Source organism: Staphylococcus hsinchuensis (assembly GCF_038789205.1).
Taxonomy (GTDB): Bacteria; Bacillota; Bacilli; order Staphylococcales; family Staphylococcaceae; genus Staphylococcus; species Staphylococcus hsinchuensis.
In genome coordinates this window covers 560,446-583,711 of the sequence record NZ_CP128355.1, presented here as the reverse complement: position 1 = coordinate 583,711, position 23,266 = coordinate 560,446, and the positions used below count along the sequence as shown (strand labels likewise).

General features: G+C 34.3%; 21 protein-coding genes and 1 pseudogene. 14 read left to right on the top strand and 8 right to left on the bottom strand.

Annotated elements, in window-relative coordinates; genetic code table 11:
* Positions 1 to 25: 25 nt before the first annotated feature.
* Positions 26 to 907 (bottom strand): LysR family transcriptional regulator, encoded by an 882-nt coding sequence (locus QQM35_RS02905; RefSeq protein ID WP_251521787.1) that lies wholly within the window; start codon positions 905 to 907, stop codon positions 26 to 28.
* 134 nt (positions 908 to 1,041) lie between these two features.
* On the opposite strand from QQM35_RS02905, the gene QQM35_RS02900 reads away from it, so the two are divergent.
* From QQM35_RS02900 to QQM35_RS02885, 4 genes are read left to right on the top strand one after another with little or no spacing between them, the layout of a single operon-like run.
* Positions 1,042 to 2,070: an ABC transporter ATP-binding protein gene (locus tag QQM35_RS02900; RefSeq protein WP_251521790.1), complete on the top strand. Its 1,029-nt coding sequence runs from the start codon at positions 1,042 to 1,044 to the stop codon at positions 2,068 to 2,070.
* Positions 2,071 to 2,076: 6 nt separating this feature from the next.
* Positions 2,077 to 3,114, top strand: a complete 1,038-nt coding sequence (locus tag QQM35_RS02895) for an extracellular solute-binding protein (protein ID WP_251521793.1) — start codon at positions 2,077 to 2,079, stop codon at positions 3,112 to 3,114.
* A gap of 1 nt (position 3,115) precedes the next feature.
* Positions 3,116 to 4,768 (top strand): ABC transporter permease, encoded by a 1,653-nt coding sequence (locus tag QQM35_RS02890; protein ID WP_251521796.1) that lies wholly within the window; start codon positions 3,116 to 3,118, stop codon positions 4,766 to 4,768.
* A gap of 21 nt (positions 4,769 to 4,789) precedes the next feature.
* On the top strand, positions 4,790 to 5,419 hold the full coding sequence (locus QQM35_RS02885; protein ID WP_342610579.1) for a metallophosphoesterase: 630 nt from the start codon (positions 4,790 to 4,792) through the stop codon (positions 5,417 to 5,419).
* Positions 5,420 to 5,800: 381 nt separating this feature from the next.
* Here the strand turns inward: QQM35_RS02885 and QQM35_RS02880 are convergent, their stop codons facing one another.
* Together QQM35_RS02880 and QQM35_RS02875 are read right to left on the bottom strand one after the other, a co-directional pair.
* Complete coding sequence (locus QQM35_RS02880; RefSeq protein WP_251521799.1) at positions 5,801 to 6,361, bottom strand: NAD(P)H-dependent oxidoreductase; 561 nt, start codon at positions 6,359 to 6,361, stop codon at positions 5,801 to 5,803.
* Positions 6,358 to 6,765, bottom strand: coding sequence for a MerR family transcriptional regulator (locus QQM35_RS02875; protein WP_342610495.1), 408 nt, complete (start codon positions 6,763 to 6,765; stop codon positions 6,358 to 6,360). The genes QQM35_RS02880 and QQM35_RS02875 overlap by 4 nt, the downstream gene beginning before the upstream one ends.
* A gap of 313 nt (positions 6,766 to 7,078) precedes the next feature.
* Here QQM35_RS02875 and QQM35_RS02870 point away from each other — a divergent pair, with 313 nt between their 5' ends.
* The 9 genes and pseudogenes from QQM35_RS02870 to QQM35_RS02835 all read left to right on the top strand — a co-directional run bounded on the left by QQM35_RS02870 (position 7,079) and on the right by QQM35_RS02835 (position 16,940).
* Positions 7,079 to 8,101 (top strand): methionine ABC transporter ATP-binding protein, encoded by a 1,023-nt coding sequence (locus tag QQM35_RS02870; protein WP_342610494.1) that lies wholly within the window; start codon positions 7,079 to 7,081, stop codon positions 8,099 to 8,101.
* A gap of 4 nt (positions 8,102 to 8,105) precedes the next feature.
* Complete coding sequence (locus tag QQM35_RS02865) at positions 8,106 to 8,765, top strand: methionine ABC transporter permease (protein WP_251521808.1); 660 nt, start codon at positions 8,106 to 8,108, stop codon at positions 8,763 to 8,765.
* Positions 8,766 to 8,784: 19 nt separating this feature from the next.
* Complete coding sequence (gene gmpC / locus QQM35_RS02860) at positions 8,785 to 9,615, top strand: dipeptide ABC transporter glycylmethionine-binding lipoprotein (RefSeq protein ID WP_342610493.1); 831 nt, start codon at positions 8,785 to 8,787, stop codon at positions 9,613 to 9,615.
* A 115-nt stretch (positions 9,616 to 9,730) separates the two neighbouring features.
* Entirely contained in the window at positions 9,731 to 10,042 is a 312-nt protein-coding gene (locus QQM35_RS02855; protein WP_251521814.1) for a hypothetical protein, read from the top strand.
* Positions 10,043 to 10,281: 239 nt separating this feature from the next.
* Entirely contained in the window at positions 10,282 to 13,071 is a 2,790-nt protein-coding gene (locus QQM35_RS02850) for a type I restriction endonuclease subunit R (RefSeq protein ID WP_342610492.1), read from the top strand.
* A 153-nt stretch (positions 13,072 to 13,224) separates the two neighbouring features.
* Positions 13,225 to 14,781, top strand: coding sequence for a type I restriction-modification system subunit M (locus tag QQM35_RS02845; protein ID WP_251521819.1), 1,557 nt, complete (start codon positions 13,225 to 13,227; stop codon positions 14,779 to 14,781).
* Positions 14,774 to 15,404: pseudogene (locus QQM35_RS11430) on the top strand (restriction endonuclease subunit S); the annotation flags it as partial. The gene QQM35_RS02845 and the pseudogene QQM35_RS11430, both read left to right, overlap by 8 nt.
* A 5-nt stretch (positions 15,405 to 15,409) precedes the next feature.
* Positions 15,410 to 15,982, top strand: a complete 573-nt coding sequence (locus QQM35_RS11425) for a restriction endonuclease subunit S (protein WP_418129327.1) — start codon at positions 15,410 to 15,412, stop codon at positions 15,980 to 15,982.
* Between the two features lie 34 nt (positions 15,983 to 16,016).
* Positions 16,017 to 16,940 (top strand): DUF5655 domain-containing protein, encoded by a 924-nt coding sequence (locus tag QQM35_RS02835; RefSeq protein ID WP_342610491.1) that lies wholly within the window; start codon positions 16,017 to 16,019, stop codon positions 16,938 to 16,940.
* Positions 16,941 to 17,069: 129 nt separating this feature from the next.
* Here the strand turns inward: QQM35_RS02835 and QQM35_RS02830 are convergent, their stop codons facing one another.
* The 5 genes from QQM35_RS02830 to QQM35_RS02810 all read right to left on the bottom strand — a co-directional run bounded on the left by QQM35_RS02830 (position 17,070) and on the right by QQM35_RS02810 (position 21,906).
* Positions 17,070 to 17,708 carry an ABC-2 transporter permease gene (locus tag QQM35_RS02830; RefSeq protein ID WP_251942375.1) on the bottom strand — a complete coding sequence of 213 codons (639 nt, stop codon included), beginning with the start codon at positions 17,706 to 17,708 and terminating at the stop codon, positions 17,070 to 17,072.
* The gene (locus QQM35_RS02825; RefSeq protein WP_251942376.1) at positions 17,708 to 18,550 is read right to left on the bottom strand and encodes an ABC transporter ATP-binding protein; all 843 of its coding nucleotides are present in this window, start codon (positions 18,548 to 18,550) and stop codon (positions 17,708 to 17,710) included. Before QQM35_RS02825 ends, QQM35_RS02830 begins: the two co-directional genes overlap by 1 nt.
* Before the next feature lie 56 nt (positions 18,551 to 18,606).
* On the bottom strand, positions 18,607 to 19,329 hold the full coding sequence (locus QQM35_RS02820) for a DUF3169 family protein (RefSeq protein WP_342610490.1): 723 nt from the start codon (positions 19,327 to 19,329) through the stop codon (positions 18,607 to 18,609).
* Complete coding sequence (locus tag QQM35_RS02815) at positions 19,326 to 19,529, bottom strand: helix-turn-helix transcriptional regulator (protein WP_251521837.1); 204 nt, start codon at positions 19,527 to 19,529, stop codon at positions 19,326 to 19,328. Before QQM35_RS02815 ends, QQM35_RS02820 begins: the two co-directional genes overlap by 4 nt.
* A gap of 379 nt (positions 19,530 to 19,908) precedes the next feature.
* On the bottom strand, positions 19,909 to 21,906 hold the full coding sequence (locus QQM35_RS02810; RefSeq protein ID WP_251942378.1) for an endonuclease/exonuclease/phosphatase family protein: 1,998 nt from the start codon (positions 21,904 to 21,906) through the stop codon (positions 19,909 to 19,911).
* 241 nt (positions 21,907 to 22,147) lie between these two features.
* On the opposite strand from QQM35_RS02810, the gene QQM35_RS02805 reads away from it, so the two are divergent.
* A complete protein-coding gene (locus QQM35_RS02805; protein ID WP_342610489.1) occupies positions 22,148 to 23,224 on the top strand; it encodes a hypothetical protein in 1,077 nt (358 codons plus the stop codon).
* The last annotated feature ends 42 nt before the right edge of the window (positions 23,225 to 23,266 follow it).

The following is a 23,266-nucleotide window of genomic DNA, read 5'->3' as shown; positions in this document are numbered from 1 at the left end:
CGTTTCAATATGATGTTGCAACTAACTACATGTTCTTGCCTTCCAAATAGAATTGATTAATAAAGTTTTGAATCATTGGCGATATAAAGCGATCATCACGATAGATGATTGAGATGTGGCGGTCGGATGGTTGGTTAGGTAATGGTTTCGCAATAAGGTTGGAATAATGTTCAATTGCCGTCGCGCTCAGTAAACTTAACATCTTTGAGTCGCTTATTGTCGAAATGATGCTACTCATACTGTTTGATTCCATGCGTACGTTGAGATCAATTAAATGATCTTTACGCCATTCATCAATACTTTCACGTGTTGAGCCACTATGGTGAATGACGAAAGGGTATTTTAGAATTTCTTTTAGTTCTAAATTATCTTCTTGAGCGAGTGGGTGTTGACGATCCATGACGAGCATTAAGGGATTTTTAAATAATCGTTTAATTTTAACGTCAGAAGTTTGTAAACCTTTCTCTGCAATGACACCGACTTCTACTTCTCCTGCTTTCACTTTTTTAATAATAATAGGTGCGGTATCTACAGTTAATGAAATATCGATGTCGGGATATTCGTTGATATATTTTTTTAATGTATTAGGTAGAGCGCTGTATATCGGTGAATGACTGGCACCAATTTTCAAAGTACCTCGGTTAGACTTCTCGAAGTCTTTCATCGTATCTTCGGTTTCTTGCATGAGGTGTAAGATTTTATTGGCATTAAAATACAGTGATTTTCCAGCTTCTGTCAGATTAAAATGTTTACCTTTTTTACTATACAGTTTGACCCCATAAAGTTCGTTTAAGTTCTTCAAGTGAAAAGTGACAGTCGGTTGTGTAATACCTAGAATTTCCGCAACGGCGATTTCATTTTGCTCTTCGACAAAGTATTTAAAAATCATCAATTGTTTTGTATTCAATGTGTCCGCTCCTTAATATAAAGTTTCTCTATATAATTATATATCATACATGTATATCTTTGATTTGTAGTTAACAAGTTATTTAATGTTTATTAACAATCTTTTTATATAGTGTAACCAGAGGTGAAGGAATCGTGTTTAAAGTAGTTAATTTGAAAAAGTCGTTTAACGGAAAAGAAGTTATCAAGAATATTGATTTAACGATTGAGCACGGTCGGTTTATATCGTTGTTAGGTCCTTCTGGTTGTGGGAAGACGACGTTATTAAGATTAATCGCGGGTCTCGAACAGCCGGATCAAGGTCGCATTGTGAATGGGGATGACGTTTTTTACTCGGATAAAGATAATATTTTCAAAACACCGAGTAAGAGAGAAATTGGTATGGTGTTTCAGGACTTTGCATTATGGCCACATATGACCGTTTTCCAAAATGTTGCATATCCACTGAAGGTGAGAAAGGATACGAACAACATGAAAGAACGTGTCATGCAAGCATTGTCGGAAGTACAGTTAGCAGATTATCATGATTTACCGATTCATCAATTATCAGGTGGTCAACAACAGCGTGTGTCGCTAGCAAGGGCAATCATTTCACAATATAAATTAATATTGATGGATGAGCCATTATCAGCACTCGATGCTGGATTACGAGAAGATATGCGTCTATTGATTCAACGTTTAGTTAAGAATTACCACATGACAGCAATATTTGTAACACATGATCAGTACGAAGCGATGACGATGTCGGATGAAATCGCGGTGATGCGCAATGGTAAAATCGTCCAATTCGGTTCTCCAGAATCGTTATATCATCATCCGAAAAACAAAGAGGTTGCTACATTTATTGGTAAAGGTACTTTTGTAGAAGGACAAGTACGCAACAATGTGTTTACAAGCACATCAGGCATTGAGGTTAAGAGCGAATCAGAAATTGCAGACGGACATTACGGTTTACTTGTGAGACCGGAACTTGTACATATTTCAGAGCACGGCTTAGATGCGAAAATATTAACGAAGAGCTTTACTGGTGAACGTTATCAATATACTGCACAAGTTAAAGATAACGAGATGATGTTTTACGACGATAAAGCTTATCAAATTGGAGATAACGTTAAATTAACATTTGCATTATCACAAAATCATTTTATTTCAATGGAGGGGTAAGAAATTATGAAAAAATATGTTAAACATTTGGGTGTAGCATTAACAGCAGCAGTCGTATTAACGGGGTGTCAAAACAAAGAGGAAACAGATAGCGGTAATAGCAACGGGGGATCAGGAGATAAAAGTTCAGGCGGCAAAGGGGATTTAGTATTATACACAGCTGGACCAGATGATTTAGTAAAAGATATGGTTAAAGACTATGAAAAGAAATCTCATAAAAAAGTAAAAGTGTTCCAAGGTACTACAGGTGAAGTACTTGGACGTCTAGAAGCAGAACAAGATAATCCGAAAGCAGACGTAGTACAATTAGCTTCTTTACCAGCTGCGATAGATTATAAGAAAAAAGGTCTAATCGAACCTTACAAAGTTAAAAACCACAAAAAATTATACAAAGACTGGATCGATAAAAAAGGCTATTATTATGGATTTAGTGGTAGTGCTTTAGGTATGTCATACAACACTGACAATGTTAAAAAAGCACCAAAAGACTTAAAAGATTTAACAGATAAACGCTTTAAAGACAAAATTGCAATTCCTGACCCATCTGAATCAGGTACAGCGCTTGATTTACTTTCAATTAAAGTAAATAACGAAGGTCAAAAGGCTTGGGACGACTACAAAGCATTAAAAGAAAACGGTATGAAATTAGCAGGTGCGAACAAACCAGCATTAGAAACAGTCATCAAAGGTAAAAATGATGTCGTATACGGTGGCGTAGACTATATGGTTTACAAAGCTAAAGCAAAAGGTGAACCAGTTGATATTAAATATCCTAAATCAGGTACAGCGATTTCACCAAGACCAGCATTTATCTTAAAGTCTTCAAAACATAAAGATGAAGCAAAAGATTACATGGACTATGTAACGAGTAAAGACGGTCAAAAAGAAGTTGACGATCATTACTTAATCCCTGCTGATAAGTCACAAGAGAAAAATAAACACAAAGCAAAACGTTCAGAAATTAAAGAATATAAATATGATTGGGAATCACTTTCAGATAAGAGTGAAAAAGTTCTAAAACAATTTACAGAAATGATGAGATAGTATGAAATCAAACTTATTCATGAAACGTACGAATCAAATTATCGCATTTATTGTGCTGTTTCTACTCATTATCTTGCCGCTAATAATGATATTAGTGAAAGGATTTATTCCAGAAGCGGGCACATCATTTTTCGGTAATGTGGCTCAGTTATTCAGCAGTGATAGTTTAAAGGTATTGTGGAATTCGATTATGCTTGGCATCGCGGTCGTAATATTGAGCACGGTGCTAGCATTACCTTTAAGTTATATTATGACAAAGACACCGTTAGCGAAGTATCAGTTTTTAGATATTTTAATTATGATTCCGTTCATGACACCACCGTATATTGGTTCAATGGGTTGGATGTTAACGATGCAACGCAACGGTTTGTTGGAACAAATTAGTCCAATCTTTGCGCACATCACACCGTATTTCTTTTCATTCTTTGGAATGGTCTTAATCATGAGCTGTCACTTGGCACCATTTCTATACGTTGTGCTGAAAAATGCATTACTCAAAGTACAACAGTCTCAAGAAGAGGCAGCATTGATTTATGGCGGCGGCTTTATGTACCGTTTCCGTAAAATTGTAGCTCCGTTATTCATGTCAGGTTACAGCATGGGTGCGCTATTAGTCTTCGTCAAAACAATCGGAGAATTTGGTACACCGGTAACAATGGGTAACCGTATCGGCTACCGTGTGTTAACTTCAGAAATTCACCATAGTACATCAATTTGGCCGATTGATTTCCAACATGCTGCACTATTATCGACACTATTATTAGGTGTCAGTATGGCAGTTTGGGGCTTCCAACAATGGTTCCAATCACGTACAAACTTTAAAGTGAACGTGGGGAAAGGCCAGAAAGTCATGATGCAGACAAGCAAGAAATGGTTGATTATCGGCATTATCTTCGTAGTATTTGAGTTATTTTTAACAATCGTATTACCGTACATCAGTATCTTCTTAAGTTCATTTATGAAGAAATCGTCGGCAGGACTGAAATTAAGTAATTTCACCTTACAAAACTTTGTCGATGTGCTAGTTGGTAATGGTGGCATCGCGTTAACGAACAGTTTCATTTTAGCCATATGCTCAGCAACTTTAGCATCAATCATTGGTTTATGGGTCGTTATGGTTACGCAAAAACGCAATAAACTTGGTAAATTTATCGACTTTTCAAGTTTACTACCTAATACAGTGCCAGGTATCATTGTTGTTATTGGTATCATTTTACTATGGAACAATAAAGCGAATCCTGTGCCACTGTACAATACAATATTAATATTAGTGTTAACATATACTATTTTATATATTCCGTATGCCGTGCAGAATATTAAAAACGTTAACCAAAACATTAGTAAGAATTTAATTGAAGCGGCAGAAATATCTGGCAGTACAGGCTGGACGTTGTTTAGAACAATCACGTTACCATTATTAAGACCAGGCATCATTTCTGGATGGATTTTAATATTCTGTATTTCAATGCGTGAATTAGTCGGGTCATTAATGTTAAGACCTCCGAATACAGATACGTCATCTACGTTTATTTACCGACAATTCGAACAAGGTAACTCTGCCCAAGGTATGGCGATGGCACTGTTATCTATCGGTATAACGTCAGTTATCTTAATTGCGATGGAACGTTGGCAACGTAAAAAATCATTAAAGTAATAAAGTTATAGTGTATGAACGATTGAGGGGGTATCAACGATAGGATATCAAAGCAGGCTATTCGTATCATCAGATATCCATGGTTACGGTACTTTATTCGTAAAGTTACTAAAAAAAGCAGGCTATGATGCGGATGTAGATCGATTATATTTATTAGGAGATTACGTCAACAAAGGACCCAGTTCAGTCGGTACACTACGTATTATCAAAGATTTACATCAACAGGGAGCGACCGTATTACTCGGCAACCACGAAATGAAATGGCTACAAAGTGATCAACCAAATGTACAACCGTGGCTCCCTTTTATTAAGAAAATGAAAACACTTGCTATGGATTCGTCATATCTGTTTGTACATGCAGGCATTGAGGCCGGACGTCCATTAGACAACCAAGTTCAAGCTCACGTGACAGGACATGAAAATGTGCCACTCGCACGCAAATACAAAGGCCATAAAATTATTCATGGCCACGTACCAACATTTCGATATGGCTGTGAATTAGATGAGGTTTATATTGATAAAGATTCGATGTGTATCGACACAGGTGCAGGTCATCAAGGTTACGTGTCTCTCGTAGACTTAACAAACAACATACAATACTTTATCAGTGTTGTAGAAGGAAAAACCGTGTATAAAAGAAATTTGAAATAATGAATAAAGAAGCTAAAACATAAATACTAGCAATAAGCCCATCAAAGATTCTTTAATCTTTGATGGGCTTAACTATATATTAATACTTCGTATATAGAGACACTTACCGACGTTACTAGGTATGGTGATTCTTATTGAAGATGATAAAAATTACTTTAATAATATTGTTGCTCGCTTACCTAGGGGGCTGGGTCGAGCCTCGGTCTCGACACTCATCCTTCTCCCTTAGGTGTCTCGCAAACTATACTTAGATCTTATATGTTATTCAAGAACCTTTTTGTATGTGTTAGTTGAGTGTATATATTCTATATCTAACAATTAGGGACTTTTCTTTCTAGGCAATTTGAATTTTATACTCTTAGTGAAACTTAAAATATCCAATTAAATTAGCTTAGTAACTTTATGAGTAATCGTGTTAATTCGTTTTTGAACATGAGTACTGTGAGTAGCCGACCGATTTAAATTATCGATATAGAAAGTTGTAATATCAAATATACCTGAAATATTTAAGGGATATTTAAGTACACGATAACCTAGACGTTTATTTAAGCGGTGAAACCATTCGCTGCCACCTAAAGTATAGATAATAATTGCCTTTTTATCTTTCCATAACCCATTTTTTAAAAACTTTTTATCTTTAAAACTAAAAGCGTAATCAGGCCAAAAGGTCGTATCAACAAATCCTTTCAATAACATTGGCATATTGAACCAATAGAGAGGATAAATAAAAATCAGAGTATCACTCTGTTCCATTATTTGAATATGTTGTTTCCATGTTTCCGATAATGGTTGATGATAACCTTGAGTTAGGCGAAAATCATATTGATTACACTGTAAATCAATAACATTGACCGTTTGTGAGAAGTTGATATGAGTACGGATGTTTTTAAATAATTCCGCACATACACCGTCTCGGTTGCCAGCATAAATAATACTAATCATTTAGTATCACCTCGCTCGAGTAAATCCAATATGATCTCTTCATTTTCTTGATATTTCATGTCTTTACATAAAACATTAATTTGCTTGAATTGATTTAATATATGCCTTTGCAGATTAATGTGTTGCTCTAATTCCTCAATTTTATTTCCTAGGTAATCACTAGAAGCCATGTTGCATTCAACAGAAATAGGTTGATTAAATAAATATACGATGTATTTAATCTCTTCCAAAGATAGATGGAATAACTTTAAATTACATATTAATTTTAAATTTTTGATTGTTTGCTTATCAAAATAGCGATAACCATTACTATCTTTAGGTACTTTAAGTATACCTTGTGTTTCGTAATAGCGAATCATAGACTTTTTAATACCTAATTGATTGGCGACTTCTCCAATGTACATAACCATCATCCCCTTAATCTTTAATTACAATAAACATAGCATTAAAGTTTACTTGAAGGTCAAGACTAAAGGAATTTTAAGACTTCCGGGTGTGTGACGTATGACAAACGGGAGACTAACCTTACATTGTTAATAGTGGACTTATATAGGTTTTTGAACTTTACGTTTAAATTGTAGTTTAAAATACGTTTAAAAATGTAAGATAATTCTTTCTATTGTGAAAAGTCTGAAAATAGTCTTGACTTGGATGTTTTTCTTGCCTATAATCAAATATCATATCATTTTAGTAAGAATTACATAGGAGGGAATTGGAGTGATCGAATTTCACAATGTAAATAAAGTATTTCGGAAAAAAGATGAAGAGATACACGCCTTAAAAAATATCACGTTTACTGTTGATAAACACGATATTTTCGGTGTGATTGGGTATAGTGGTGCAGGAAAAAGTACATTAGTGCGACTCGTTAATCAACTCGAAAGAGCAACAGATGGTCAAGTGATTGTAGATGGACATGAATTAGATACATATAAAGAGAAAGATTTAAGGAACGTAAAAAAAGATATAGGTATGATTTTCCAACATTTTAATTTATTAAATTCTAAAACAGTGTTTAAAAATGTTGCCATGCCACTAGTTTTAAGTAAAAAAAGTAAAGAAGAGATTACTCAAAAAGTGAACGAAATGTTAGAGTTCGTTGGTTTGGCTGATAAGAAAGATCAATTTCCAGATGAACTTTCAGGTGGACAGAAACAGCGTGTGGCAATAGCTCGTGCGTTGGTCACAAATCCCAAAATTTTACTTTGTAATGAGGCAACGAGTGCGTTGGACCCAGCAACGACACAATCTATATTAAATTTATTGAGAAATGTTAACCGCACCTTTGGCGTAACGATATTACTAATAACACATGAGATGAGTGTGATTCAGAGTATTTGTAATCGCATAGCAGTGATGGAACATGGAACAGTTATAGAATTAGGAACGGTGAAAGAGGTTTTTAGTCAACCTCAAACGCATACGGCAAAGAATTTTGTATCTACAGTTATTGATACAGAACCAACGCAAACATTGCAAGATAGTTTTAATCAACGTGAGGATCATAATTACACGGATTACAAATTATTCTTAGATTCAAATCAAATTCAACAACCACTCGTAAATGATTTAATGCATAAACATCAGTTAAATGTAAATATTTTATTCTCATCAATGTCGACGGTTCAAAATGATACAGTTTGTTATTTGTGGTTGAGATTTGAACATGATGCCCATTTTAAAGATACCGATATCGAAGCTTTTTTCAAACAACGATATATTCAATATGAGGAGGTGTAATAATATGTTTGGTTCAAGTATTACGAGTTCTCAGTTATTTGAAGCACTTTATCAAACTTTATATATGGTAACGGTGGCGCTTGTCATTGGTGCATTAATTGGTATTCCATTAGGGATATTACTCGTTGTAACCCGTAAAAATGGAATTTGGCCGAACAATATTTTGTATCGGACTTTAAACCCGATAATAAATATATTTAGATCCCTTCCATTTATTATTTTACTTATTGCGATTGTACCCTTTACTAAGTTGATTGCTGGAACTTCAATAGGAACAACGGCTGCAATTGTCCCATTAACAGTCTATGTGGCACCTTATATTGCACGTTTAGTAGAAAATTCCTTGCTAGAAGTTGATGATGGTATTATCGAGGCTGCTAAAGCAATGGGCGCTTCACCTATTCAAATCATACGTTATTTCTTGTTACCTGAAGCATTAGGGTCACTAATTTTAGCAATAACGACTGCAATTATTGGACTTATTGGAAGTACGGCAATGGCCGGAGCAGTTGGCGGTGGTGATATTGGTGATTTAGCACTCGCTTATGGCTACCAACGTTTCGATACGACCGTCATTATCATTACTGTTGTTGTATTAGTTATCATCGTCCAAATCATTCAGTCATTAGGTAATTATATTTCAAAACGTATACGCAGAAATTAAACAAGGAGTTGTAAAAGTTATGAAAAAGTTAATAGTATTAGCAATTGCAACATTATTTTTATTAGCAGCATGCTCAGGTGGTAAAGACAAAGTTACAATAGGTGTTGCTTCAAACGATACAAAGGCTTGGGAAAAAGTTAAGGAATTAGCTAAAGATGAAGGTTTAGATGTTGAAATTAAACAATTCTCAGATTATAATGTTCCTAATAAAGCTTTGAGTGACGGTGACATTGATATGAATGCTTTTCAACACTTTGCATTTTTAAATGAGTATAAAAAATCACATAAAGACGCTAAAATCTCAGTGGCTAGTACGACAGTATTAGCACCTCTGGGTATCTATTCTGATAAAATTAAAAACGTGAAAAAAGTTAAAGATGGTGCAAAAGTTATTATTCCAAATGATGTTTCAAACCAAGCACGTGCATTAAAATTATTAGAAAAAGCAGGTCTAATTAAGCTAAAAAATAACTTTGGATTAAATGGTACGACTAAAGATATTAAATCAAATCCAAAACATTTAAAAATTAAAGCCGTAGATGCTCAACAAACCGTACGTGCATTGTCAGATGTTGATTTTGCAGTCGTAAATAATGGTGTTGCATCAAAAGCTGGTAAAGATCCGAAAAATGATCCAATCTATTTAGAAAATGCTAAATCAGATTCAGTAAAACCATATATTAATGTAGTCGCAATCAATGATAAAGATAAAGACAGCAAGAAAATTAAAAAAGTAATTAAATTATATCACTCTAAAGAAGCTCAAAAAGCATTAAAAGAAGATACGAAAGATGGAGAAAAAGCTGTAAACTTATCTAAAAAAAAATTAAAGATATCGAAGACAGTTTAGAAAAATAAGTGAATGTAAAAAGAGCTTAACGTAATGATGGTGAAGTACAAATTATTAAAAAAGATAAACCTGTATCGAATCACTTCAAATTTCATAATTTAGTCGGTGTTTCTATATGTATACATCTAGTGAAGGTACAAAAGGATACGATGAATCAGCGAAGCGACTATCGAATGTTGAAGGTTACCAGGCCGTTGCGAATATGAATAAATCGGTTAGGAAGTACTTGTTTGCTGATAACGGTAAAGTATACTACTATATCTTTAAACCAGATGATACGATAACGTTATCTAGTGGTTTCTCATATAAAGATTTCAGTGACAAAGATCCAAACTTAAAGCCTAACGTTGTGTTCAAAGAAACACACAACAAAACATTGAAAAAAGAATGGAAAAACAAGTTGAAACAGTATAAAGATGTTAAATAAAAATTTTTACAGTTGCGTAACATATGATTCAAACTCCCCCTTTGTATGAAGGGGGAGTTTCTTTTTTATCAAGTATATTTCACACCCCACTTTACTTTAAATTATCGTTAAATGTGTTAGTTTGAAAATATGCATTATCACAAAACTGTTTTTATAGACATAAATGTAACTTTAAGTTATTAATTTTTTATTTATATGATATATTTAAAAGGAATACATAGAGAATTGAGGGGATAGGTTTGGCATACCAAAGTGAGTATGAACTTGAACAAGCATTAATTGAACAGTTGAAAGGAAATAGTTATGAAACGGTGACTATCAACAATGACCAACAAATGCTCGACAACTTTCGTGCGATTCTGAATGAACGACATGCCGACAAATTAGATGGGCAACCACTAACAGATAAAGAGTTCCAGCGTTTGTTAACGATGATCAATGGTAAGGGGATCTTTGAGAGTGCACGCATACTCAGAGATAAGTTACCGTTAAAGCGTGACGATGAATCAGAAGTTTATTTATCATTTTTAGATACGCGTAACTGGTGTAAAAATAAATTTCAGGTGACGAATCAAGTCGCTGTGGAAGATAAATATAAAGCGCGTTATGACGTGACGATTTTGATCAATGGTTTACCTTTGGTTCAAATAGAATTGAAGCGTCGTGGTGTAGATATTAACGAAGCGTTTAACCAAGTGATGCGTTATCGTAAACAAAATTTCACAGGTTTATTCCGTTACATTCAAATGTTTGTCATTAGTAATGGTATCGAAACGCGCTATATTTCGAATAATGATGGTGAAATATTCAAAAGTCATATGTTTTATTGGAGTGATAAAAATAATAAACGCATTAACACTTTAAGTGATTTTGCGGATTCATTTTTACGTCCATGCCACTTAGCGAAAATGATTTCTCGCTATATGATTATTAATGAAACGGATAAATTATTGATGGCAATGCGTCCGTACCAAGTTCATGCAGTAGAAGCATTGATTAATCAAGCTACGGAAACTGCAAACAATGGCTATATTTGGCACACGACGGGAAGCGGTAAGACGCTCACTTCATTTAAGACGAGCCAAGTCCTCTCAGAACAAGAAGATATTAAAAAAGTCATTTTCCTCGTTGACCGTAAAGATTTAGACAGTCAGACAGAAGAAGAGTTTAACAAATTCTCTAAAGGTGCCGTTGATAAAACGAATAACACACAACAATTGGTACGTCAGTTAAACGATAAAAGTTTACCACTAATTGTTACAACTATTCAAAAAATGTCGAAAGCAATCCAAGGTAATGCGGAATTATTAGAGCAGTACAAGACAGACAAAGTCGTGTTCATCATTGATGAGTGTCACCGTAGTCAGTTCGGTGATATGCATCGTATCGTGCGTCAGCACTTTAATAATGCGCAATTCTTTGGTTTTACAGGAACGCCTCGATTTTTAGAAAATAGCAGTCAAGATGGCCGTAGTACAGCTGATATCTTCGGCAAATGTTTACACACATATTTAATTAAAGATGCGATTCACGATGGTAACGTGCTCGGGTTCTCAGTTGACTATATTAATACATTTAAAGATCAAGCCATTAAGACTGAAAATGAAGATATGGTTGAAGACATTGATAAAGATGAAGTGTGGATGTCTGACCGCCGTGTTGAATTAATCGCACGTCATATTACAGAAAATCATAATAGCTATACGCGTGATCGCCAATATTCAAGTATTTTAACAGTGCAAAGTATTCCTGCACTCATCAAATATTATGATGCATTTAAGAAGATTGCTTCAGAATATAATAAACCGCTAACGGTTGCAGGTATTTATTCATTCCAAGCGAATGAAGATGATAAAGAAGGCGAGCAAACGTATCATTCTCGAGATAAATTAGAAGAAATGATGCAAGATTATAATGCACGCTTTGGCACTAACTTTACAACAGATACGTTCTCGGAGTACTTTAACCACCTGTCAAAAAATGTGAAAAAAGGTGTTAAAGATAATAAAATTGATGTACTTATTGTCGTAAATATGTTCTTAACTGGTTTCGACAGTAAGGTATTAAATACACTTTACGTCGATAAGAATTTAAAATATCATGACTTAATCCAAGCGTATTCGCGTACAAATCGTGTGGAAAAAGAAACGAAACCTTTCGGCAAGGTCGTAAATTATCGTAATCTCAAGAAAAATGTCGACGATGCTTTAAAGTTGTTCTCTCAAACGGAAGACACAGATCGTGTGTTAATGCGTAGTTACGGTGAATATAAATCAGAATTTGAAGAAGCCTTGAAAGAGTTGAAGCAAATTGCACCATCACCTCAATTTATGGATGAAGTGCAAGACGAAGAAGGTAAAAAGGAATTTGTTGAAGCGTACCGACTTCTTTCGAAATTAATATTAAGAATGAAAGCGTTCGATGATTTTGAATTTACTGTAGACGAAATCGGTATGGATGAACAAGACTTCGAAGATTATAAGAGTAAATATTTCGCAATTTATGATGAAGTTAAACCGAAAAAAGGTCAAAAGAACAAAGTCTCAATCCTCGAAGATATTGATTTCGAAATTGAAATTTTAAGTAATGATACAATCAACGTTTCATATATTATGAATCTGGTAAGACAAATCGATCTTGAAGACAAGCATGAACAACAACGTAACCGCGAACAAATTCGTCGTATTTTAGACAATGCGGATGATCCAACATTACGCCTAAAACGTGACTTAATTAGAGAATTCATTGATGAAGTCGTGCCGAAATTAGATCAAGAAGACGATATTGATGAAGTTTATATCGAATTTGAAAATGCGAAACGTGAAGAAGATTTTGGTAACTTTGCCAAAGAAAAATCACTCGACGAACAAGCTTTAAAGACGATTACATCAGAATTTCAATATAGTGGTGTTGTAGATAAGAATAGCTTAAAAGATATCGTCGGTAAGATGCCACTTAAAGAAAAGCGTAAGACGAAAGCTGCAATTGCGAACTTTGTTGAAGAAGTAACCGAAAAATATAGCGTGTAGAGAGATAGAATTTCAAGAGTTAGGACATCACCATCGTTACAATGCGCCCGTGATGTCCTTTTTCATCATAAATGTGATATACATCAGTAAAATGTTATACTCAATATAAAGAAAAACGTCGCAAACAATACAATTATTTAGGAGGCAGTAAGAATGTCAATTACTGAAAAACAACGCCTGCAACAAGCAGAATTACATAAAAAGTTATGGTCGATTGCCAATGACCTTCGTGGCAATATGGATGCCAGCGAATTCCGAAATTACATATTAGGGCTTATTTTCTACCGATTTTTATCAGAAAAGGCCGAACAAGAATATAATGAAGCTCTAGAAGGCGAAGACCTTACATATGAAGAAGCATGGGCAGATGAAGACTACCGCGAAGACTTACAGGAAGAACTTATCGATAATGTTGGTTACTTTATTGAACCGAAAGATCTCTATGCGAACATGATTAAAGAAATCGAGAACCAAACTTTCGATATTGAACATTTAGCGAATGCGATTCGTAAAGTTGAAACGTCTACACTTGGTGAGGACAGTGAAGAAGATTTCATCGGTTTATTCAGTGACATGGATTTAAGTTCATCACGTTTAGGTAATACGGTGAAAGAACGTACAGCACTTATTTCTAAAGTTATGGTTAACTTAGCCGATTTACCATTCGTACATAGCGAAATGGAAATTGACATGTTAGGTGATGCATACGAGTTCTTAATCGGTCGATTCGCCGCTACAGCAGGAAAAAAAGCTGGAGAATTCTACACTCCACAACAAGTGTCTAAGATTTTAGCGAAAGTAGTGACAGATGGTAAAGATAAATTAAGAAACGTATACGATCCAACATGTGGTTCAGGGTCATTATTATTACGAGTTGGTAAAGAGGCCAACGTTTACCGTTACAATGGGCAAGAACGAAACAATACGACATACAACTTAGCGCGAATGAACATGTTATTACACGATGTACGCTATGAAAACTTTGACATTCAAAATGATGACACATTAGAAAATCCAGCTTTCCAAGATGAAAAGTTCGACGCCGTAGTAGCCAATCCGCCTTACAGTGCGAAATGGTCTGCGGATAGTAAATTCAATGATGATGAACGTTTCAGCAATTATGGTAAATTAGCACCTAAATCGAAGGCAGATTTCGCATTTATTCAACACATGGTGCATTACTTACATGATGATGGCACAATGGCTGTCGTGCTTCCTCACGGGGTGCTATTCCGTGGCGCGGCAGAAGGCACAATTCGTAAATATTTAATCGAAGAGAAAAACTATTTAGACGCTGTAATTGGTTTGCCAGCCAATATTTTCTACGGTACAAGCATTCCAACATGTATCTTAGTCTTTAAAAAGTGCCGTAACACAGACGACTCCGTGTTATTTATTGATGCATCAAATGAATTTGAAAAAGGAAAAAATCAAAATAATTTAACCGATGAAAATGTAGAAAAAATCATTGAAACATACAAAAACAGAGAAACTGTAGAAAAATATAGCTACAACGCACCATTATCAGAAATCGAAGAAAACGACTTCAATCTTAACATTCCACGCTACGTTGACACATTCGAAGAAGAAGAACCAGTTGATTTAGACCAAGTCCAACAAGACCTAGATGAAATCGATAACGAAATCTCAAAAGTCGAATCTGAAATCAACAGTTACTTACAAGAATTAGGAGTGCATAAACGTGACTAATGAAAAAAAGAATGTACCGGAGTTAAGATTCCCTGAATTTAGTGGGGAGTGGGAAGAAAGGAAGTTAGGAGATGTAGCAAAAATTACAATGGGGCAAAGTCCTGAAAGTAAATATTATACAGAAGATGAGAGTGAGACAATACTAGTCCAAGGGAATGCAGATTTAAAAAAGGGACGTGTCTTTCCTAGGATATATACAAAGCAGGTTACTAAAATGGTGACTAAAGGCGACATATTACTAACAGTAAGAGCACCTGTAGGAAAATTAGCCATCGCTCAAATGAATGTATGTATAGGACGAGGTGTTTGTTCAATTAACTCAGGATTATTTACATACTATTTTTTAGAAAAATTTTATATAGATGGAAAATGGTTTATGTTTTCACAAGGAAGCACTTTTGAATCTGTTTCAGGAAAAGACATTAAGAAATTGAAGATATTATTGCCTAATAATGTCGAAAAAAAACATATAGTGGATTTCTTCAGCAAACTCGATCGTCAAATTGAACTCGAAGAACTAAAATTAGAAAAGTTGGAAGAACAGAAAAAAGGTTACATGCAAAAAATATTCTCACAACAACTTCGATTCAAAGATGAGAATGGGAACGATTTTCCAAAATGGGGAAGAATGAGTCTAGATGATTTAGGTAGATCATATACTGGTTTATCTGGAAAAACAAAAAAAGACTTTGGATATGGAGAATCATATTTTATAACATATAGGAACGTTTTCAAAAATACTATTGCATCGTCTGACTTAGTTGAAAAAGTTAATATTAACGAATTTGAAAACCAAAATAAAGTAGAATATAAAGATATATTAATTACAACTTCCTCAGAAACTCCACATGAAGCAGGAATGAGTTCAATATGGTTATATAGTGCAAAGAATATGTATTTAAATAGTTTTTGTTTTGGGTTTAGGGTGACCACAAAAAATATTGAACCAATATATTTAGCGAGAATTTTAAGAAGCAGTCAGTTAAGAAAGAGAATAACTATAATAGCTCAAGGCTCTACACGTTTTAATGTTTCAAAAAATGAACTTTTAAAATTAAAAGTTCATTTACCTATATTAGAAGAACAAAGAAGAATTGTTGATTTTTTAGATAATATCGATAAAATGATTGAAAATCAATCTAAAAAAATCGATTTATTAAAAGAACGCAAAAAAGGCTTTTTACAAAAGATGTTTGTTTAAGATTTCCTACAAAAGTTCGTGAAGGAGGCTAAGGATGGGTGATATCAAGTTATTTGATATATCTGGTGAGAAAGCTTATGAATTGAAGGGAGCGGCTGTTGTTATAGAAAGATCGCTCCAAGAGATTATTGAACATAATACAGAAAGTTTATTAGGTATTACATTTTTAGCCTCAGAATATACAACTGGTAAAAAGCATTCAGGTCGCATTGATACTTTAGGAATTGATGAGAATTATTCTCCTGTGATACTAGAATATAAACGTGCGACAAATGAAAATGTTATTAATCAAGGGCTATTCTATTTAGATTGGTTAATGGATCATAAAGCAGAATTTGAATTATTGGTAATGAAAAAGGTTGGTAAAGAGGTTTCTGATAAGATAGATTGGAAAACGCCTCGCTTGTTATGTATTGCTGGCGGGTTTACGAGATATGACGAATACGCTGTTCAACAAATTAATCGTAATATTGAACTCTACCGTTACAAACAATTTGATAACCAATATTTAATGTTAGATTTAATTAATGCTACAGTAGCGAAAAATGCTGAGAGTTACGTAAATCAAAAATCATCAAGTAGTACTGCCAATCATCCAATACAACTTACAGTTAATGAGAATATTGAAAAAGCAGGTCAAGAACTGACGGATTTATATCATGAACTGTATGATTATTTAGATGCATTGGGTGATGATGTACAAGTGAAGGAATTAAAGTATTACATTGCCTTTAAACGAATTAAAAACTTTGTTTGTGTAGAAGTGTACCCTAAACAAAATAAAATACAACTTTACGTTAAAGTAGATTTAACACAAGTAAACTTTGAATCAAGCTTCACTCGTGATGTGACGAATGTTGGACATTACGGTACGGGGAATTTATCTATCACAATTAAAAACCAACATGACTTAGAAAAAGCAAAACCATATATTGAAGAAAGTTATAATAATAATTAAGCGTCCGGGTCACACACCCAGACGCTTTTTCATATCACATTTTAGTCCGTGTTCTACGTGAAACATTCATGCTTTTAAATAATGAAATCTAAATCGAAATAATGATCAACTTTCTGAGTAAACCAAAACTTAAAGGTCTTGTTTTTTGAATACATTTAACGATAATAGGTATGAGCCAACAATACTGATCAGACCAAAAACGCCAAATATGCCTGCGCCGATAAATGTGCTAGGTATTTCTGCAGCTGCTGTATAAGAAAAGTCAGATTTGATGATGTTTGGCAAAATAATACCAAAATAGAATACAAAATAAATTAATAACATAATGATTGCGACAGCTATCATTATCACGTTTGAATTTTCAGGACCGAATTTAAATGTTAATGGAAAGATAATGGTATATACACCAGCAGCTCCAATTCCAATTAGGGCAGTAACTAACATGACTTTAAAGCTTTGTGTAAATATTAATGAAACTATACTCCCGAGGATGAGGCCTGCTAATATGAGTATCCCGAAATATGCGTAATAACCTTTAACATAAAGGCTGCGTCCTGTCGGTAAAGTCGAAATGTAATACATCCATTTTGAGTCCTTTTCATGTTTGATGTTGTCTGTAACAGGTGAAATTAGGAAAACCATAGGTAAAAAACAACACATGTATGGGTTGATGAATGCGAATAGAATACTAGCAATAATGCCTATAACGAGATTTGTATACAGTGATTTTTTCGAAGTATAAAAACTACTTAACATTAAACCTTTCATTATCTATCACCTCGCATAATCAGTTTGGTGGCATCGTCTATACCTTCAATTGGACGTGCTCCTGTGACTTCTTCTCTACGATTGACTAGTGTTATACATGTATTATTTCGTTTTCTCGTCGCAACTAAAGTATGATTTGGAATGTTGAATTCTGCTTCAGGTTGTTCAATAATGCCGTAGTGGTCTAATAAATACTGTTTATCTTCTTCTAAGATGATTTGACCATTTTTCATAAATACCAATCTTGTAGCGAGTTGCTCAATATCTTCTGAAATATGAGAAGAAATCAACACACCGTTACCTTCAGCAATATAGTCTTCCAATATTTCCATCACTTCTTCACGCCCTGAAACGTCCATTCCTGCAGTAGCTTCGTCTAAGAAGAGTAAACGACTGTCATGTGCTAATGCGATGGATAGGGCAGCTTTCATACGCATGCCTCGTGAAAATGTTTTGATGAGTCTGTCTTTAGGTAAGTCAAAATAATCGATAGTTGAGAAAAATTTATCACTATTCCAAGTTTCAAAGATATTCTGAAACACTTTATTAATATCGGTTAACGCTAATTTATTTGGAACACGTAAATCATCAAACACGACACCGATATGTTCTTTATGACTTGAATCATTGCCAGTCACAATTTGGTCGAAAATTTGAATTTCACCAGAATCTTTAAAGCGATTACCTACTAACGTATTGATTAAAGTTGATTTACCTGAACCATTCTTTCCAATTAAACCAACAACCTCTTTCGGTTTAATAGATAATGAAATATCAGAAAGTTTAAATTCTGCTTTATCATAAGATTTATTTAAATTATGTACGTTCAATAGATGTTCCATGACGAGCCCCATTTCTTTAAGATATTCGATATTTCCCAAGTGACACAATTAAATTATTATTTATAAAATTTACGAATTTTAAATATATAACCAAATGTATTATAACAAAATAATATTAATATAATGAGTAATCCAGGTGCTTGGTTGATGTTTGTTCTTAAAGAGAATATGCCCAATAATAAACCAGCTGCCATGAGCATAATAATATTGAATGTATATATTTTATACATTGATACCAATGCAATATGACGTTCACCTTCATCCATCATATATAAAGTTTTTTCTGTATAATTTTTTTCACCTAATTTTGGGTAACGCGAGTCAAACTTTTGAATAAAGAAACCATACATCACACTAGGGATAACTGTGATTATATTTGGTAGTAGCATATATAATTGGTCACTGTCATTGGTACTATTTCCTATTGCAACAAGAAAGACTACCAATATTCCTATAAAAATACTTAAATAAGTAATGAAATTAGATTTTAGGAGTTCAATGTTTGCTTTTCTTTCGTATAAGTCTGCATCAGTATCGCTTTCATCATTATCTATCTTTCTTTTATAACTTAATGCCTTTTTTTGTACGAAAAATAAAGCGATCATTAAGCATATATTTATAACTATGCCAATAGTGGACACAATGCTTACGTAATGATGATTAGCAAAATTATTGCGATCTAATAAATTGATATTTTCTGATACACCAATCAGTCCGCCAATTATTCCACCAACTATCCCCCCAAAAAGTACCATCATTAAATAACGTCCTACTTTCATAAATCTTCCTCCTCTACGATAAATATGTTTTCTACAGGTTCGTTAAATATACGTGCAATCTTGACTGCGGTTAGAATGGATGGCGTGAAGTCGTTTCGCTCGATTAAAGAAACGGTTTGCCGGGAGATGCCGGCTTTCTTTGCGAGTTGAGTTTGATTGTAGCCATCGCGTGCACGTAATTCTTTCAATCGATTTCTCAATATTTATCAACTCCTCGCCTATAATATATATTACTTTAGTCATTTTGACAACTATATTTGTCAAAATGACGTGTATATTAGACGGTTTCTGACTCGAAATGATGTCGTTCAGCCTTGTCATAAAGGTTATTTGAGATGTATGAAACTTTTTCAGAAAAAATTCAATTAAATCACAAAATTGTTAGGGTAAGGGTATATTTGAAGTGGAAAATTAGAAGACATATGAAATTATCTTTTCATGATTCCGAGGGTTTTGAGCTTCTAGTTGTTTTAAACGAGTTCGGTGTAACACAATATGCTTTAACAATTAATATCAATAAAAAAACAGTCGAGCACCTGTTTAAGATGCACGACTGTTTCTATTTATACTTTATTCTCTTTAACGTTGTTGTCTATGTTGATCTCTTGCTTTTTGTTTTACGTCAAGTTGTGCTAGTAATGGATCGTGGTCACTCGCACGACCTGAAACTTCTGTAAAGTCACTATTTACGTGTACTGGATCTAACTTTGTATAATTTGCAAGGTTATCAGAAACGAGTACGTGGTCTAATGCTTGTGAATTACCTTGGTAATTATAAGAATAACGTTGAGATGTTGGTAAGCTATAAATCATATTGTGCATATGATTACCTTCTAAAGTTTTTAATGGTTTAGACCATTGGAAATCGTTGTAATCGCCGACTGACACAATGTTTGCGTTAGGGTTCTCTTGATGAACTTGTTGCACGAAACGGCCAACTGCATTAGCGATTTCAGTTCGTTGCGTTTCACTTGGTAATTGTGGTGGTTGTTGGCTACCGAAGTATGGCGTGTCACCACGTTTAGAGTTCCAGTGATTTGCAAGTACGATGACTTTTTCGCCATGGAATTTAAATTGAGCAGCTAATGGCTTTCTTGAATCATCGAATGCTGGATTTTGTGGATCGATACGGCCAGGATTTAAAGTTAAATTACCATTTTTATAAGAAACTGGTGTATTCGCGTCACCTTGTTTGATTGAATCATCGAAGTCTACACGTTCAGGATTATATAAGAAACCTACACGGATGTTTGCGTTAGGTTGACCACCATCAGCATTCATCACAGGGTCGATATTAACGTATTTGTATTCAGGACCACCATTTTGTTTAATTTTATTAATTAAACGTTGGTAAGATTCGTTGGCATTTGGGCCACCAGCATTAGGACCGTCGTTATCTTGAACTTCAGTCACACCGATAATATCAGGGTTTTTCATGTTTTTAGTAATACCACCAGCGATTTTATTAGCTTTATCTTCAGTTGTCGTTTTTGTATTGTTTGAGAAATTCTCTAAGTTATAAGAAGCGATATTTAACTTTTGGTTACTTGGTTGGATTGTTGTCGGTTCAGGTTGTGATTGACCATCTACATGTGCACGTTTCATATCATCTAAATCAACGTTCAGTTTATAGTTTTGGAAACCGTAGTTTACATAACCGATAATAGGGCCTTTAAACTTATCGCCAGTCTTCACATCGAAGTCACGGGCTTGATAGTTGTCATACATTTTGAAAGGAATGCGTTCGCCATGTTGATTGTTTGGTGTTAATCTTACGCCGCCATGTGTCGTTTCTTCTGGTTGACTATCTTGTACTGTAAAGACGTCTCCGTGTTCTTGTGGGCCAACCGCTCTCACATCATTTGTCTGAACGCGCATGCCTTCAAGTGATTCCCAGTAATCAATTGCGTATTTGTTTCGGTCGAATGTCTGGAATTGATCATTCGCTGAAATTTTATTTGGTACGTTTTTGATTTGAACCGGTTGAGGTAATTGTTGATTACGTTTCTCTATAGAAACGTTGCCACCACGGTCATCACGTGCATTGATTTGTGTCACAGGTAAGTCAGTTTGTTGTTTATCGGCATATCCATCGATGTAATATTCATCAACTGTCCCTTTAACGTTGACTAAATCACCCTTTTGTACGCCGTAATCATTTTTACCCATGTAGACAATCAAACCTTCAGAAGTATTTGGATTATCGTCTTTCATGCTATCGGGTGTTTGAATATGTACGTATTTCGCACCATATAGTTCGTATTCATATGTAACAATACCTTGTACGTTATTTACCTTTTTACCGTCGTATGGTGAGTGATGTCCTTCACCTTGAATATCGTGAATAGAAACACCTTGATTATTTGAAGTTTGTTGTGTTTCTGATTGAGAAGATTGTGTTTGTGGCTGTGTTGAAGTTGTTTGTTGTGTCGTAGATGTTTGCTGAGTCCCTTGTTGTGATGCTTCTGGTTGTTGTGTACTTGCAGCTGGTTGCTTAGTTGTAGTGGCATGAGATACAGAAGGTAAGAGTGCAAGTAATGCCGCAGAAGCCATTAAAGTCGTAGTGATCTTCTTCAAAATTCATTCCCCCTTAATTGAAAATTATATATTCAGTTTAGCAAATCTATTTAGTCGTAAAGTAAATATCACGTAAACTTATATTAAATATTAAGTGTAAAATGAAATAATTACGCGATATTTTAATTGTGATTTAAAATGTTTTGAGATAACTAACAACATGACTTTTCTTATAAAAAATTAATTTTACAAAGTATGTTAAGCTATAAATGTAAAAATACTTTGAGCGAAAGGTGATAACATGTTAAGTAAAGATAATAAAGCATCTATTAAAATTGTGCTTGCTTATCTAAGCTTTATTGTTGGAGCTGGTTTTACAACGGGTCAAGAGTTGTTGCAGTTCTTTGTAAATTATGGGAATTTTGCTTATATTGGAGCTATACTAACAGGCATTATCGTTACGTTTGGTACGAGACAAATTTCGAAACTTGGTTACAGAGTAGATGCAGATACATATGATATTTCTTTAAATCACTTATTTGGAGACAAACTCGGAAAACTTATTGATTTCTTAATTATATTCTTCCTATTTGGGTTGACCGTTGTCATGGTAGCAGGTGGGGGTTCAGCGTTAAATCAAGGCTTTCATTTGCCTATTTGGGTAGGATCTTTACTTATTGTCATTTTATTATTTATCGTATTGCAGTTGAATTTTGACAAGATATTAAAGGTATTAGGGTTTGTCACACCGTTTCTAGTTATCGTAGTATTTATCATTGCTGGAACAAATATATTACATCCGACAATTCCATTTTCAGAAGTGGGTCGTCATATTGATAGTTCAAAGACCTCAAGTCATGTTTGGTGGTGGGATGCGGTAGTATATGGTGGTTTAATCATTGGCAATAGTTTCAGTTTCTTAACAATAGTAGGGAATGATGCGATCAGTCATAAAACTGCAAGACGAGGCGCTTTTTTAGGTGGTCTTGCATTTAGTATTTTATTAATCATCATGGTTGCAGGTTTATTGGCCAACATTGAAACAGCCAATAAAGTTGATATTCCTACGTTATTATTAGCGAAAGATATTCATCCTTTAGTCGCTATACTCATGTCAGCCGTTATGTTCGCTGTAATCTTCAATAGTTGTATCGGGATGTTGTATCCTTTCTTAAAAAGATTTACCCAACCTCGAACAAAACAATACACAATACTACTTACAGTATCATTAGTATTATCATTCGTGCTCAGTTTTGTTGGTTTTGTCGACCTTGTTAACTTTGTTTTTAAAGTATTCGGTTATATTGGATTATTTATTACATTCACTTTACTTATGAGATGGATTTATAATAAATTCAGTAAAGATAAGTTGATTTAGTTCAAAGTAGGAAAATTTTATATATAAAGATAACCAACCTCA

Excerpts from the sequence above, each read along its gene's own strand:
- QQM35_RS02820 (WP_342610490.1), bottom strand. The coding sequence starts at position 19,329 with ATGAAAGTAGGACGTTATTTAATGATGGTACTTTTTGGGGGGATAGTT.
- QQM35_RS02890 (WP_251521796.1), top strand. The coding sequence starts at position 3,116 with ATGAAATCAAACTTATTCATGAAACGTACGAATCAAATTATCGCATTT.
- QQM35_RS02880 (WP_251521799.1), bottom strand. The coding sequence starts at position 6,361 with ATGATTAGTATTATTTATGCTGGCAACCGAGACGGTGTATGTGCGGAA.
- QQM35_RS02875 (WP_342610495.1), bottom strand. The coding sequence starts at position 6,765 with ATGTACATTGGAGAAGTCGCCAATCAATTAGGTATTAAAAAGTCTATG.
- QQM35_RS02895 (WP_251521793.1), top strand. The coding sequence starts at position 2,077 with ATGAAAAAATATGTTAAACATTTGGGTGTAGCATTAACAGCAGCAGTC.
- QQM35_RS02825 (WP_251942376.1), bottom strand. The coding sequence starts at position 18,550 with ATGGAACATCTATTGAACGTACATAATTTAAATAAATCTTATGATAAA.
- QQM35_RS11425 (WP_418129327.1), top strand. The coding sequence starts at position 15,410 with ATGAGTCTAGATGATTTAGGTAGATCATATACTGGTTTATCTGGAAAA.
- QQM35_RS02835 (WP_342610491.1), top strand. The coding sequence starts at position 16,017 with ATGGGTGATATCAAGTTATTTGATATATCTGGTGAGAAAGCTTATGAA.
- QQM35_RS02805 (WP_342610489.1), top strand. The coding sequence starts at position 22,148 with ATGTTAAGTAAAGATAATAAAGCATCTATTAAAATTGTGCTTGCTTAT.
- QQM35_RS02855 (WP_251521814.1), top strand. The coding sequence starts at position 9,731 with ATGTATACATCTAGTGAAGGTACAAAAGGATACGATGAATCAGCGAAG.
- QQM35_RS02830 (WP_251942375.1), bottom strand. The coding sequence starts at position 17,708 with ATGAAAGGTTTAATGTTAAGTAGTTTTTATACTTCGAAAAAATCACTG.
- QQM35_RS02865 (WP_251521808.1), top strand. The coding sequence starts at position 8,106 with ATGTTTGGTTCAAGTATTACGAGTTCTCAGTTATTTGAAGCACTTTAT.
- gmpC (WP_342610493.1), top strand. The coding sequence starts at position 8,785 with ATGAAAAAGTTAATAGTATTAGCAATTGCAACATTATTTTTATTAGCA.
- QQM35_RS02845 (WP_251521819.1), top strand. The coding sequence starts at position 13,225 with ATGTCAATTACTGAAAAACAACGCCTGCAACAAGCAGAATTACATAAA.